The sequence below is a fragment of the Prevotella sp. khp1 genome (genome assembly GCF_900102205.1).
Taxonomy (GTDB): Bacteria; Bacteroidota; Bacteroidia; order Bacteroidales; family Bacteroidaceae; genus Prevotella; species Prevotella ruminicola.
In genome coordinates this window covers 65,062-78,217 of sequence record NZ_FNJZ01000004.1, presented here as the reverse complement: position 1 = coordinate 78,217, position 13,156 = coordinate 65,062, and the positions used below count along the sequence as shown (strand labels likewise).

Below are 13,156 nucleotides of genomic sequence, written 5' to 3'. Positions count from 1 at the left end.
TTTTTGTTTCCTTACTTTATAATAACCTTTTTACCATTATGAATATACAGTCCCTTCTTGGTGGGCTGAGCTGAGAGTTTGTGACCGCTCATGTCGTACCAGCCACCAAAGTCAATCTCACCAGTCTCGGTATCGAGTGTACCGATGGCTGTTGTACCGCCCTGATTGTCGTCGTCGCCCTGATTACCAGGTCCTACATTCGACAGTAGTCTGACTACGATGCTACTGGGCAGTTCATCTATGGTTCCACGCGTCATGCTACGAGTATTATTGGGTGTATCGTTCCACAGCAGGTATGCCCTCATCGGGCGAATCTTGGCGCCGCTGGCTACCCTTACGAAGTCACCCACATTAATGCCATCTTTCGCCACGCCGGCAAAGCCGTAGGCACGGCCTATCTCTTCTGCGGTATAATAATAATCATTGGAATTCCATTCTTTAAACCAGTATGTTCCCTTAAACGTCCAGTGGCTGCCAGGGTCAGCCGTCTCGCAGTTGCCGCCGCCTTCCGTGCTGAGCGCCACACTCCCATTAATATTGGGGAACGTCATTTCTGTCGCTGTAGGCATAAACAGATACGGCGTGTTGGCAATCAGCGTGCCCTCATTATTTGCATCATTGCCTGTTTCCTGCATCGTAGCAACCCACTTATCGTTTTCTTTCTTTACGCCCACAAACTTATAGAACGTGCCGCCCTCTTCGCCATTGCAGGTATAGTTGAATGGAAGCATCACCGTAGATGCCTTGCCGGGAGTGAACACGCGGTTGCTGGTTACGTGATTCACGGTTTTGTTAATAACAGAAGGAATATCGACTGGCTCTACCGATGTGCCTTCTAATAACGCTGTTTTTCCGTTCTGGTCTTGATAAACGTATACTGCACCAAATTGATCTGCTAAGTAGGGTGTTATGGTAAACATCGCTTCTCTTGAGCCAGCATAGTTGCCCATGCCGGTGATGGTATAGGCATGGTTGCCAGAATCCTCGACTGGCCCACTCGGAGCAGTCACGGTGTAGTCGGTATTCTCAGTGAGCACGTTCTCGCCGTCCTTCACGATGATGTCGGGTGTCAATTCGTTGCCCGTCCATGTCTGCGACGGAATGGTGACGGTGATGTCCTCGTTCGTCACGGCCTTCGGGGCGATGGTCACATCAAGAGAACCAAAAACATCGTTGTGATTGTTATCGCCCGCTACCTTATAATATACGGTATGAGTTCCAGCACTAGTCGCTGTTGGGATGTCCTCAGAATATGTCTCGCCATCAAGGCTGTAAAGCAGGGTTCCGAAGTCTGTAGAACCTGCATTCACAAGCGCCTGTGCCGAGCCGTTATATACAAGGTCTGCGACTGCAGTCGGAGCATTAACAGTGGGTGTAGCCTTTACTATGGCGAACTCCTTCTCCACAGAGCCCAGCGATACATAGTCGCCTTGGAAGGTAGCTCTCACCTTAGCTGTGCCAACATTCGTATTATTTGTGTAGGAATATTCATAATCCGTGCCTTTGGTAAGGCTGAGCGAGCCAGCGATGACTGTCGGCTCGGGGGTGATGGCACTGCCTGTATAGGTCTGGTCGGGAACATCGGCAATGGTTGGAGTGACTTTCTGCACAATGATGCGGCGGTTGCCGTTCTCAATGATTGTGAAGTAGTCGCTGGTGCTTGCAGTCACGTCATTTTCTTCGTGCTTATAGACGATGCTTCCGCTGTTCTTGATGCTCGATGCGTCCACAATGTCAATGCCTGTGGTGATGGTAATCGTTCCGATTTCGTTGGTACAACCGCTATAGGAAAATCCCGTGCCGATGCCGTCTGCTGATGTGCCGCCCGTTGCCTTTACAGTGCCACCCTTGATGGTGATATTGCCAAGCCTTGCAGTTTTACTACCACCATAGATAACGCCCGTGCCGATGCCTGCGCCCCACTTACTGCCGCCGTTGGCTGTGATGTTTCCGCCCTCGATGATAATATCGCCACCGATGACGTTATCATCAGGATTCCACGCACGGCTCAGACCGATACCTGCGGATTGATTACCGCCATTTGCCGTCAGCGAACCGTTGCCCTTAATCGTGAGCGTAGTGCCAAAGCCGCCAACCTGGATGCCCGCCTTGAAGGATGCGCCCGTCACGCTATTCGTGCCGACAAGAGTAATCTCCGCTGTTCCATCACAAACGATGCCGCCGCTGATGGTTGCATTGCTGAGCGTAATCTTTGCATTTTCAGCAATCGTCACGGTATGGCTCGTCGCAGCGGTCAAGATGTCGCCATCGACGACGGTGAAGTCACCGGGGGCTTGCGACAGGTCGATGTTGCTGCTGTGTTCGATGGTGGCCGTCACGGTTATGTCGGCTGTGCCTACGGTAACGCTGTAGTAGCCGCTGCCGTCAGCCGTCAGTGTGTTCGCGCCGTCATGCACATTAGATGCCGTATAGGAAAAGCTCGCCTTGAACGTGACAACCGTTCCCGAAATGTACTTGCCGTCGCCATCTGCTGTGATCGTTGCGCTTACAATCTCCATATTGGCAGGCAGATTGACGGAATAGGTGGTAGCGGTGGATGCCGTCACGGTTACGTCTGCCGCAGGTACGGTGAAGGTGTAAGTTCCGTTTCCTGCATCCGTCAGCGCGACACTGCCGTCATTCACCCGAAGAGTGCTTGCATCTATCAGATGGCTGACGGTAAGCGTCACGGTTGTCCCTGCAACAGCCTTGTCAACATTGCTCGTGACAAGACTGCTGATACCATCGGCAATCGTGATGGTGCGGTAAATCTTGGTGTCCTCTTCCGTTATCTCCGTGGTGCAAGCCTCGTTGCTGAAATACTTGCCGCACATGGAGCACTGCCAATACGCGATGTGCGTGTCCGTAGCATCGTTGTGTACGCCCGTGTGAGCAATCATAGGAATCTCAACATCCGATGCGTTGAGTTCATTCGTTCCGTTCGCGTCCGAGAAATACTTACCGTCGCTGCTGCGCTGCCAGCACTCCTTCTTGATGCCCACTTCTGTACAGGTTGCCGCCCTTACCGTCAAGTGCGTATAAACAAAAGGAAATAGCTTCTTGCCGTTCAACGTGGATAAATTTTCAATCGTGCCGCTGTAGTTAGTCGCGCCGTCGGTGAAAGTCTGCCCGTTGGCTATCGTCATTGTTTTGCCATTGGTATAGGTATCCACCTTTATGTAATCGTCAGTGCTGCTATAGCTCAGGTTGATATTGGCATCGATCTTCGATGCTTCCAGCTTGCCGCCGCTGATGTTAACAGCATTATCCGGCCAGATACCCGTCGAACCGTTTGTGGTGAACGAGCCGCCGCTGATATTAAAGCTACCATTAAGGCATCGCATTCCCATGAATGATGTAGTCAGATTTACAGAGCAGCCCGATTGCGTGTAACTGGAAACATCTACGGCTATCTTATATGAGCCTGTAGTCGTAACGTTGAGCGTTCCCTCGCCGAGGACGTTAAGCGCATACGACTCGCCATTGATACCATATTCGGAAGAGCTGACGGTCATCTTCGCTCCGCTGGCAATGACGAGGTAGGTGTTGCCGATGAGGTTGAGCGTGTGGTCAAACGAGATGTCGCTCTCTACCTTGTAATATCCTCCGGCCAGATTACTCACCGTCGCATCCGTCAAGGCCACAGCCGAGGCTTCGTCAGCACCGCCGATGAGACCGTCGCCAAACGTGACATTTATTGTCACTCCCGTACCATTCCAGATGTCGTTGGGCATCTGGAATGTGGCTGTCGAGCCGCTGACGGTGATGTCGCCCTCGGTGGAACCATACTCACTCGGTTTATATGATAGTTTTGCACCGGTCACGATATTACCGGCATCAGGCGCGAAGTTCAGCGTAACGCTTGCGCCATCATCAACCGACGTAGTGAACGGATTGCCCGCCGTAGCCGTTTGATTGCCAATAGACACCGAGCCGCTGCCCGTCACGTTGACGGTTACATCGACCGTCCCCGCCCACGCTGTTTGGGCGGTGAGGGACATCATGAGGGTGAGCAGGGCTACACTGAGGTGCTGACGGCTGCGCTTGATGATGCGCCAGCAGGCCCGGAAAAAGAAAAAGATGCCCACGGCTGCGAGGGCAATAAGAATAATCTCCAAAGGAGTAATTGATGATAGTTGATTCATAACTATTTTTAAGTTTTATTATTTTGTCCGCAAAGGTACACTATTTCCATGAAACAGGGCATTGAAAATTGTACATGTATGTTGCAATACGGTGCAAATTGATTGCATTTTAGCACAATAAACATTGAAAATTGTCCATAGCATGCAAGAATCCACACAAAAAAAGCCCGATGAACTCGGACTTTTTTAATGTTTTACACTATATGCGTTACGCACGCTCCATTTTCTGTTTGGCGCGGTAATAGGAATTATAGGATGCGTAGCCGGAAGCGAGGGCGGCTGCCTCCTTGGTCTCATCAGGATGGTCGACCATGTACTGATCGAAGTGCGCCAGGCGCAGACTGTTGACATAGTAGGCAAACGAGGTGAAGCGACGGCTGAACGTGAGCGACACGTAAGAACGGCCCAACTGGCAATGCTCTACTACATCGTCGATCTTTAAGTGAGGATTAAGATAGGCCTGCTGGTCGCGGATGTATGCCTCGATCTCGATAGCGGTCTGGCCGATGAGATCCTCATGATCGTCATCCTCATGATCGTCGCACTCTTGTATGTGGGCGGTTTCGGGCGTAACAAGGAGGGCCTTGCGGCGCCAAACGGGCATGACGGTGATGAGCAGACACACGTTAGACACTGCCAGCAGCACATTCTGGATGGCCATGGCAGCAGGCGAATCGAGTATGTAGGCAGGCCATATCAGGGGCGTGAGGAATACAGGATAGAGCAATACACGACTGGCGTAATCGGCGGGGAAGTCGTCGGGGTTAGAGTAGTTGGCATCGCGGGCCTCGTCCATCCAGTGTTTCACCTGCCACATGGCCAGTGCCACATAGCCCACCATCACCATACTCTCGGCCAGCACCACATTCTGCCAGATGCGCAACCCGTCGGCACTGAGAATGCCGGTGGGAAGCCAAGCGTTAAGCACGGGCACCAGCATGGTGCCGATAACGATGATGGCAGCCACCCAACTGATGCCTTTCCACTGGCTCCACTGCTTGACGGTGCCGGCAAAGCAGAGCAGCAGCACGCCGCAGTAGAAATAATAGGTGGCGGGGAAGTAGCTCTTGATGAGCAGCCATGCCGATGCGTCGGTGGGGTTGTAGACGTAAGGCAGCAGCACCGAGGCGCAGCTATAAAGCAGGCACTGCAGCTTGCGGTCGGGCCAGATATAGCGGTGGGTGCTCTTGGGTTGTTTACAAGTGTGGAACCAGCGTACTGCTGCAAACATCCAGCAGGTGGTAAGGTACATGAGTGCCGCTAGTCCGTAATAATAATGTTCTATTGTCATTGTATTCTTATTTTATTTCTTTAACTTAGGGTCAGGATCGACTCATCGCAGAGTTGACATACGGTGGGGCGATGGGTGATGAAAAGCATGGTTTTATGGGGGTGAGCCGTAAAAATGCGCTGGTAGAGCTCGCGTTCGGTGGGTTCGTCGAGCGAGCTGCTGATTTCATCCAGCAGGAAGATGTCGCCACCATGCAGCAAGCCGCGGGCGATGGCTATGCGCTGAGCCTGACCCTCGCTCAGGCCACTACCCTGCTCGCCAAGTTCGGTATCAAGAACGTCGGGTAGATCGAACACAAAGTCGGCACAGGCGGTATGCAGTACCTGGCGCAACTCGTCGTCGGTGGCATCGGGCTTAGCCAGTTGCAGGTTGTAACGGATGGTGCCGCTCATCAGGGTGTTGCCCTGCGGCACGTAACAGATGTTACCACCTACCTCTACCCGTCCGCTGGAGGGCTGGATAAAGCCAAGTATCAAGCGGAACAGGGTGGTTTTGCCAATACCCGTCTGACCCATGATAGCCGTCTTGGTGCCAGGGGCAAACTGGTGCGAAAAATGCTGTAATATCTCGCTGTCGCCATTCGCATAGCGGAAGCTCACGTCATCAAGCCTTACCATTTTATTTGGCACGGATGAACACGGAGATACACGGACTTCTTTTTTGTCCTGAACAGACAGTTCCTCTAACCTATCGATACTGGCGGTGCAGTGTATCACCGTGGGCACCATGTTAAGCAGCTGCAGAATGGGGTGCTGAATCATACCTACCAGCTGCAGGAACGAGGTCATGACGCCAAAGGTGATGGTGCCGTTACGCAAAGAAATGCCACCCCAGACGAAGGCTAACAGATAGCCCAGACCGAACACACAGCCCATCACAATCCTCATGGCCACGGTGAACCGCATGCGACGCATCACATTGCCTTTCAACCGTTGCTGCATCGACTCCAGGCGATCGGTAACCCACTGCTCTGAGCCCAGCGAGCGCAGCACGGCATTGTGCTCCATGCTCTCTTGCACCTGCATCTGTATGCGACTCTCGTCCTCACGGATGTCGAGCGTCATCTTGCGCAAACGGCGGGATATCAGCTTACCAAACACAATGGCCATAGGCGTGAGCAACAGCAGTGCCCAGGCCAGGCGGGCGTCGAACCAACGCATGAGCAGGAAAGCACCACACAGCTGTATAAAGGTGATGGCTATCTGGGGGATGGTGTCGGTACACACGCTGCTAATGGTCTCGATATCCTTGACCAGTCGCGAGGTAACATCGCCCGAGTGCAGCTCTTGTTCGGTATATAGCTGACGGCGGAACAGACTGCTGAAGATACGCAGGCGCAGGGCATTGGTTTGATGCACGCCAGCCGTGGTGGTGAGCCAGTAGCCCACCTGACGGAGCGCCACGCCACCCAATACGGTGAGCACCAACAGTAGCACCATACGCAACACATCGTCGGCCGAGCCAGTGCGGATGGTTTCGTCGATGAACTTACGACTGAGCCATACCATCAGCAGGCCAAGTGCCACCTGACCGATACCCGTAACGATACGCACCACCGTATTAAAGCGGATGCCACGTGAGTTATGCCAAAGCCACGCGATGTAGTTCATATTTTAGGCACGGATTACACGGATTTATTCTAATACGCCGACCTGCTGCCATTCGGCAACGATGGCGGCGACATCGGTTTTGGCCTCACCGACTGAAACTTCGTATTCGTCACAGAGTTTCTGGGCGAGGGTATCGATGGTGAAACCGTCCATTGCCACAGCCTGCTGCCACAGCCAGGCGGCCGTCTCGTTCAGCGCCAGCATCTTACCAAAATTGATGGCGCCAAGGCCCTCGCCTACTATCACATTCTCGCCGCACACCTGGCGCAGCACAAATCCATTCTTTATTCTCATTTTTCTAATTTTTACATTCTTACATTTTTACATTCTCCTATAAATGGCCAGCAAGTATCGGCGGATGGGGCGCAGATGCCACCACAGGCGGGCAGCACGACAGCGCCACGGGGTGTACAGATCGTGCATCTGCTCGTTGGCACCAACCACATGGGTAGCCACGGCCTTTACATCCTGCAGCGTACAACGCTCGGTGCCTACCAGATTGCCGTCACCCATCAATATGACGTTACGGCCATCAAAAAGTATAATCCTGTGCACCACATATTTGCTATTATCAACCCAAGCCAGCACCACATCGCCTACCTTCAGCTTATCGGGCTTCTGCAAAACCACACTCTCCTTACCACCGATGATAAACGGCAGCATGCTGTGGCCATTCACGGGCAGTGTCACGCTCACTCCTTCCCTCACCAGTCGGATGGCTTCCTCTATGATCTCATGATCCGTCACAATTATTTCATTTTTACATTATTACATTTTTACATTGCTCCAGCACAACCGTGCTGCAGCCTCGTCGGGCAGGCACTCCAGGTGCCACATGGGCACTTGCATGGCCAGGTTGTTCTCGGTGGCATGCAGACCATCGGCTATACGTGCGTCCCAGCGCTTGCCACTGATGCTGGGCACCAGAGCTGCATAGGCCTGCAGTCCGCCTAATGGCTGTATCTTATTGTAAGGCGCCTGACTGAGCATCACGATACCCCCCAAGGGATAGCGCACGTTACGATAGCAGGGTGTTTTACCGCTCCAGGGCGAGCCGAAGACCGTAGCCGCGCCATCCGCACCAATACGTACCACGGGATTATCATCGTTAACCAGTTCGGTGCCATCGATATACTGTAGCCACAGGCGGGCATGTGTACTCTTACCCGTGCCGCTGGGGCCCAGGAACATATAGCCCTTATCCTGATAACTCACGATAGCCGCATGGAACAGCGCCGTGCACTTATCGGCCGTTGCCAGGGCAAACATAATCATCAAGGCGTTATCGATAGCCATTTTTACGTGATGGGCAGTCATTATCAGTCGGCCCTCACTATAGTCGGCCTTGCAAACCAGCCAACCGGCATTTACGCCAAACCAACCAAACTGGAACACCATCTGACCAGTAGCGGTATGACCGCAGATAATGATCTGTTCATTATCTTCCTGTCGCAGTTCCTCGGTATAGGCGGGTGCATCGCCGCTGGTGATATCCAAGGTAAACAGCACGTCGCCTTCGGCACAGGCAAACGGCACATAGTTGGTCATGAGCGATAAACAAGCCTCATCGCCACGCACGCAGAACAGATGTTCTGCCACTTCATAATATCTGGTTATACACATTCCGGATAGTCTCTTAATGATATACTTCTGAGTCGAATACGTATGTGCAACGTACGCACGATACGTTTCCAATAGAACAGCTCTTGCCACAGTATCTCGAAGGCGTTAAACCGCATCAGCTGCAATCGGCGACGTTTGCTCTGTGCAACCCTGCGCCACACCCCCAGTTGTGTGCGTTTGGCATAACGTCCGAAGTTGCCACCAGCCATGATTTCGCGCAGCATCCACCCGCCACGGTAGCTATCTGGTTTACAAAGCATCTGTTCCTTTGGCAGGTGCAGCACCTCAGCCAGCACCCACATCAGGGCACCTGCCGCATGAAGTAAGCCCAAACGACGTAACTGAGCACTCACACACTGCCTGTCGTCGTCGGTAGCATTCTGCAGCAGCCAATAATAATCGCACACCTGGCGCAGCCCTACCCCTTCGCCTAAGAAATGGCGCTGTATGTGTGCCAACTGCATGACCAGGGCGAACCTTACCGATGGTACATAAAAACCTTCGGGCGAAAGCTCGGTATGCTGTATCTCCTGCTCCAGCCAGCACTGCAAGCGACGGTTGGTGATGGGATTGAAATGACCCGATGCCGGACGGAAATGTATCTCAACCTCAACCCCTTTCTCGTTCTTGGGCAGATGGGCATGGTGGTACGCTACAATAGCCTCGCCATCAATGAGTGCCAACACACTCTCACGACCGCCCTCTACCCAGATATCGATATCGCCAGGCTGGCGGGCATTTTTTTCGGGATAGAGGCGCGCGTTGGCCTGACCTTTCAGTATCGCCGTCTGGCGCCCTTTCTCTGAAAACTCCCGTGTGAGTCTGGCCGCCTCCTGATAGAGCAGTTCGTTCAGTCCCTTTATCGTCTCGGCCTCGCAAGTCCACTGCATAGCTATATCTACAGGTAGCTGTTGCTTACCCGACAACTGGCAAACGCCTTGGTAGCAAACGCCTACGAGCGACTGACGCACAGCCATCTGATACAGCCATCGCCAGTCATCTGCATTCACGCCATCAGGAAACTCCTGCGACAGTCCTAACGACAGGCGCAGCAGCTGATAGAATAGTTCGTTATCGCGTAGAATCATACTTCAATGTTAAAGCAACATGGCATTTGCGCCGCAAAGGTAATACTTTTCTACAACATTCAGCACATTCTACAGGAAAAAATTTACAATGAGAACTCGGCGTTATTTTTTTCTTGCTTTGAATTTCTCGCGCAACTCATAGACACGCAGCATCTCCTTGGTTTTCTCTATCATCTCAGTCAGTTGTTTGGTTGGCTTCTCTACACCGGCAGCCTGCTCCATGAATTGTTGATAATAACTTTTTGCCTGCTCCTCATCCTTGATAAGATAGCAATAGGCATTAGCTATATTATAATAGGTAGCTACCGACGAGGGATTATAACCGAGATGCTCTTTCCAAGCCGCCACTGCCTCGGAGTATTGATGAGTGAGATAATACCCCTCACCTTCAGACAGGGTGATAGCTTTCATCACGGTAGTATCGGGGCGCATCAGTTCCTTTGCCAGTGCCAGATAGTTCAGTCCCTCGGAATAGCGCTGAGTATCGACACATACCACGCCCAAGCGATAGGCACAGCCGGCGTGCTTCATACCACTCAGGAGAAAAGCCATCTGCAGATACTTGTAGGCACGCTCAAGATCATCTAACTGCGAGTAGCTCATGCCTGCCGAATAAAGGGTATTAAAAGTTGAATCACCCTGTTCCAACAAACGCTCGTACATCATGGCAGCAGCAGTGAAGCTACGATTTACAAACCAGGCATCGGCCAAGGCACGATTCACCTCAACGTTAGTAGAGTCAACAGCAAAGTACTGCTGTCCGCACTTGATGCCGTTTTGTGGTTGTTCCAACTGCGCATATGCCAAGGTGAGTCCTGCCACCATCTCCCCATCCATAGGGAAACGCGCCAACAACTGACTTGTCCAAAACACATAAGAGTCCAGATCACTCTGTTTCTTATAGCTCTGAGCCAACTGACGGAAGGCATCGTGCGACAGGCTATCCTCGGGGACATTCTTGAGCAGTTCGGCTGCCTGACGATAATTAGCACGCTTATAGTAGCAGTCGGCCAGTTTGGTGCGGGTTATCAATGTATCCCTCAGACCAAAAGCTTTTTGATAGCACTTCAGCGCTTCGAAAGTATTATACTGCTGCATGCAGCTGTCGCCAGACTGCAGGCAGATGGTAAGCGAGTCGAGAACCTCGCCCTTGGCGGGAGAAACCGCCAAGAGAACGAGGGCTACAATAGTTAACACTATCTTCATGATAAAGAGAGAGAGATTTTATTTCTTTGTTGTAATCAGGATGACACCGTTCTTGGCCTTGTCGCCATACTTCTCGGTGGCTGCCTTATCCTTCAGGATTTCCATGTGACTGATGGTATTCGTATCGATTGCTCTCATCTGAGCGTAATCTACAGCCTTGCCATCAAGAATCACCAACGGGGCCGTTTCGAGTTCAGTAGTACTGGTCTTATCATAGCCTACGATTACCAGTGGACCTAACACATTTTTTCCTTCGGGATTACCCTTGTCGTCAATCTTCGAATTAGAGCGACCACCCTGGAGTGCAAAATTGATAGGTACGGTATATTTTACACGTACGGCCTTGCCATTCTGCGTACCGGGCTTCCAGTTAGGCATGGCGTTGATAACACGCACTGCCTCGGCATCGAGTTCGGGACTAACCGATCGGGTTACAGTTGGTTCGCCAATAGAGCCATCCTGCTCAACGACGAAGGTAACGATGACACGGCCCTGGGTGCCAGCCTTTTCGGCTGCAGCAGGATACTTAACGTTTTTAGCCAGGAACTCGAAGAGAGCTGATGCGCCACCAGGATACTCCGGCATATGCTCTACCACATCGAAGGGGCGCTGCTTGCTGGTCTGAGCGGTTGCAGCATCGGTCTTTGACTGGGCATCGGCCTTGACAACCTTGATTGACTTGCTACCCATCTTAATGGTACCAGCTTTTGCACCTTTCTTAACGGGTGTTTGCTGCTGGGGCTGGGCATAAACATAGTCGGTAACAGTCTCGGCATTAACAGCGAGCGCTACAGCTACGATAGGCAGGAGTGCCAGCAGTTTAAGGTAGCGCTGACGGGGAGATTTAGTATGTAACATCATATTAATTCGGTTTTTGAGGGTACTGTGAGAGATACCGTTAGCAAGGGAGTACCCACCAATGCTTGCGGCTTTTGTGATTAACAGGTATTGATATTGACGCGCATTGATCCCTTGAGAGAGTACTGCACCATCGGCCTCGTATTCGTGGATGGCACGCAGATCGCTGCGCAGCATCCAAATGGCGGGATTAAACCACTGGAGGGCGGTGAGGGTATCAACAAAGAGCAGGTCCCACGAGTGGTGGTAACGGATATGCCCTCGTTCATGTGTGAGAATAGCCGCATCGTTAGCCAAGTAATCGCTGCGGTTCATCACGATATAATGCATCCAACTGAATGGGGCCAGATCGGGGTTACCGGTCACACAGATCACGGTACCATCAGACTGCGGATACTTTTGACTATGCTTAATGAGTTTTACGATTCTGAACAACGACCAGAGGGTATGACCAAGCGTGGCAGCCATGCCGATGAAGAACAGGGCAATGGCCACAGACTGCCAAAGCGGATACATACCGGTTTCGGTCGACATATCGGCCACAGCCTCGAAGGCGCCAAACGACACACTGGGGGCCGACTCTACCACAACGGTTTTATGCAGAGTGATGACGCACAGCGGCAGTACAAACGATGCCACAGCTGTAGCCAGAAGCACCATGCGATTAACACGATGGAACGTTTCGTGAGACAGCATCAAACGATAGAACATGTAGAACACCGCCAAGATAGCAGCCACTTTCAGGTCGTAGGTCAGAAAATCTATCATTGTACAATTTAGTTATTTACGATTTCGACTATTGGTTCTTTTCTATCTGATCGAGAAGTTCCCGGAGTTCTTCAACAGAAATCTTCTCTTCCTTAACGAAAGCAGACACTGCTGAAAGATAAGAGTTATTAAAGTAGTTCTTGATAACACCGGCAATGGATTTACGACCGTACTCAGCCTCGGTGATGAGGGGATAGTACTGATAGGTATTACCAAACTGCTTATGATCAAGATAGCCTTCCTTCTCCAGAATGCGTACCATCGTAGATAGCGTATTGAAGTGCGGACGCGGCTCGTCGTAGTACTCTAAGAGCTCCTTGACGAACATCGGACCATGCTGCCAATACAAATCCATGATCTCCTTTTCCTTGTTTGTTAACTTTTTCATTTTACTACAGTTTGCTTTAAGTTCGAAAATCAAATTGCGCGTTGTAATCAATATCCGAATGCAAAGTAACTAAAAGTTTTCGTTAGATACAACTAAAAGATATAGTTTTTAAACTAAATTAATTAGTTAAGGATGGTTTTAACGATTATTCAGGCTATCAAAACAAAAAAAACAGCGCA

At 51.4% G+C, this 13,156-nt stretch carries 12 protein-coding genes; 2 read left to right on the top strand and 10 right to left on the bottom strand.

Annotated features, from left to right (window positions below; translation table 11 throughout):
- Positions 1 to 11: 11 nt before the first annotated feature.
- On the bottom strand, positions 12 to 2,519 hold the full coding sequence (locus BLR73_RS14205) for an autotransporter outer membrane beta-barrel domain-containing protein (RefSeq protein WP_143010945.1): 2,508 nt from the start codon (positions 2,517 to 2,519) through the stop codon (positions 12 to 14).
- Positions 2,520 to 3,669: 1,150 nt separating this feature from the next.
- Between BLR73_RS14205 and BLR73_RS14200 the strand changes: the two genes are divergently transcribed.
- Together BLR73_RS14200 and BLR73_RS14195 are read left to right on the top strand one after the other, a co-directional pair.
- The gene (locus BLR73_RS14200; RefSeq protein ID WP_143010944.1) at positions 3,670 to 3,915 is read left to right on the top strand and encodes a hypothetical protein; all 246 of its coding nucleotides are present in this window, start codon (positions 3,670 to 3,672) and stop codon (positions 3,913 to 3,915) included.
- Complete coding sequence (locus tag BLR73_RS14195; RefSeq protein ID WP_143010943.1) at positions 3,912 to 4,130, top strand: hypothetical protein; 219 nt, start codon at positions 3,912 to 3,914, stop codon at positions 4,128 to 4,130. Before BLR73_RS14200 ends, BLR73_RS14195 begins: the two co-directional genes overlap by 4 nt.
- Before the next feature lie 223 nt (positions 4,131 to 4,353).
- On the opposite strand, the gene BLR73_RS11340 is transcribed toward BLR73_RS14195, so the two are convergent.
- The 9 genes from BLR73_RS11340 to BLR73_RS11300 form a co-directional block, all read right to left on the bottom strand.
- Positions 4,354 to 5,436 carry a helix-turn-helix domain-containing protein gene (locus BLR73_RS11340; protein WP_233456390.1) on the bottom strand — a complete coding sequence of 361 codons (1,083 nt, stop codon included), beginning with the start codon at positions 5,434 to 5,436 and terminating at the stop codon, positions 4,354 to 4,356.
- 20 nt (positions 5,437 to 5,456) lie between these two features.
- On the bottom strand, positions 5,457 to 7,046 hold the full coding sequence (locus BLR73_RS11335; RefSeq protein WP_091862123.1) for an ABC transporter ATP-binding protein: 1,590 nt from the start codon (positions 7,044 to 7,046) through the stop codon (positions 5,457 to 5,459).
- 24 nt (positions 7,047 to 7,070) lie between these two features.
- Entirely contained in the window at positions 7,071 to 7,340 is a 270-nt protein-coding gene (locus BLR73_RS11330; protein WP_091862121.1) for a PqqD family protein, read from the bottom strand.
- A 27-nt stretch (positions 7,341 to 7,367) separates the two neighbouring features.
- Positions 7,368 to 7,793 (bottom strand): S24/S26 family peptidase, encoded by a 426-nt coding sequence (locus tag BLR73_RS11325; RefSeq protein WP_091862119.1) that lies wholly within the window; start codon positions 7,791 to 7,793, stop codon positions 7,368 to 7,370.
- A gap of 21 nt (positions 7,794 to 7,814) precedes the next feature.
- Positions 7,815 to 8,669: a hypothetical protein gene (locus tag BLR73_RS11320; RefSeq protein ID WP_091862116.1), complete on the bottom strand. Its 855-nt coding sequence runs from the start codon at positions 8,667 to 8,669 to the stop codon at positions 7,815 to 7,817.
- Positions 8,660 to 9,757 (bottom strand): nucleotidyltransferase domain-containing protein, encoded by a 1,098-nt coding sequence (locus BLR73_RS11315; protein ID WP_091862113.1) that lies wholly within the window; start codon positions 9,755 to 9,757, stop codon positions 8,660 to 8,662. The genes BLR73_RS11320 and BLR73_RS11315 overlap by 10 nt, the downstream gene beginning before the upstream one ends.
- A gap of 102 nt (positions 9,758 to 9,859) precedes the next feature.
- A complete protein-coding gene (locus BLR73_RS11310) occupies positions 9,860 to 10,963 on the bottom strand; it encodes a tetratricopeptide repeat protein (protein ID WP_091862110.1) in 1,104 nt (367 codons plus the stop codon).
- Positions 10,964 to 10,981: 18 nt separating this feature from the next.
- Positions 10,982 to 12,589, bottom strand: a complete 1,608-nt coding sequence (locus BLR73_RS11305; RefSeq protein ID WP_091862107.1) for a M56 family metallopeptidase — start codon at positions 12,587 to 12,589, stop codon at positions 10,982 to 10,984.
- A 28-nt stretch (positions 12,590 to 12,617) separates the two neighbouring features.
- Positions 12,618 to 12,977, bottom strand: a complete 360-nt coding sequence (locus BLR73_RS11300; RefSeq protein WP_013063741.1) for a BlaI/MecI/CopY family transcriptional regulator — start codon at positions 12,975 to 12,977, stop codon at positions 12,618 to 12,620.
- Positions 12,978 to 13,156: the final 179 nt, after the last annotated feature.

Excerpts from the sequence above, each read along its gene's own strand:
- BLR73_RS11340 (WP_233456390.1), bottom strand. The coding sequence starts at position 5,436 with ATGACAATAGAACATTATTATTACGGACTAGCGGCACTCATGTACCTT.
- BLR73_RS11305 (WP_091862107.1), bottom strand. The coding sequence starts at position 12,589 with ATGATAGATTTTCTGACCTACGACCTGAAAGTGGCTGCTATCTTGGCG.
- BLR73_RS11320 (WP_091862116.1), bottom strand. The coding sequence starts at position 8,669 with ATGTGTATAACCAGATATTATGAAGTGGCAGAACATCTGTTCTGCGTG.
- BLR73_RS11310 (WP_091862110.1), bottom strand. The coding sequence starts at position 10,963 with ATGAAGATAGTGTTAACTATTGTAGCCCTCGTTCTCTTGGCGGTTTCT.
- BLR73_RS11335 (WP_091862123.1), bottom strand. The coding sequence starts at position 7,046 with ATGAACTACATCGCGTGGCTTTGGCATAACTCACGTGGCATCCGCTTT.
- BLR73_RS14205 (WP_143010945.1), bottom strand. The coding sequence starts at position 2,519 with ATGGAGATTGTAAGCGCAACGATCACAGCAGATGGCGACGGCAAGTAC.
- BLR73_RS11315 (WP_091862113.1), bottom strand. The coding sequence starts at position 9,757 with ATGATTCTACGCGATAACGAACTATTCTATCAGCTGCTGCGCCTGTCG.
- BLR73_RS11330 (WP_091862121.1), bottom strand. The coding sequence starts at position 7,340 with ATGAGAATAAAGAATGGATTTGTGCTGCGCCAGGTGTGCGGCGAGAAT.
- BLR73_RS11300 (WP_013063741.1), bottom strand. The coding sequence starts at position 12,977 with ATGAAAAAGTTAACAAACAAGGAAAAGGAGATCATGGATTTGTATTGG.
- BLR73_RS14200 (WP_143010944.1), top strand. The coding sequence starts at position 3,670 with ATGAGACCGTCGCCAAACGTGACATTTATTGTCACTCCCGTACCATTC.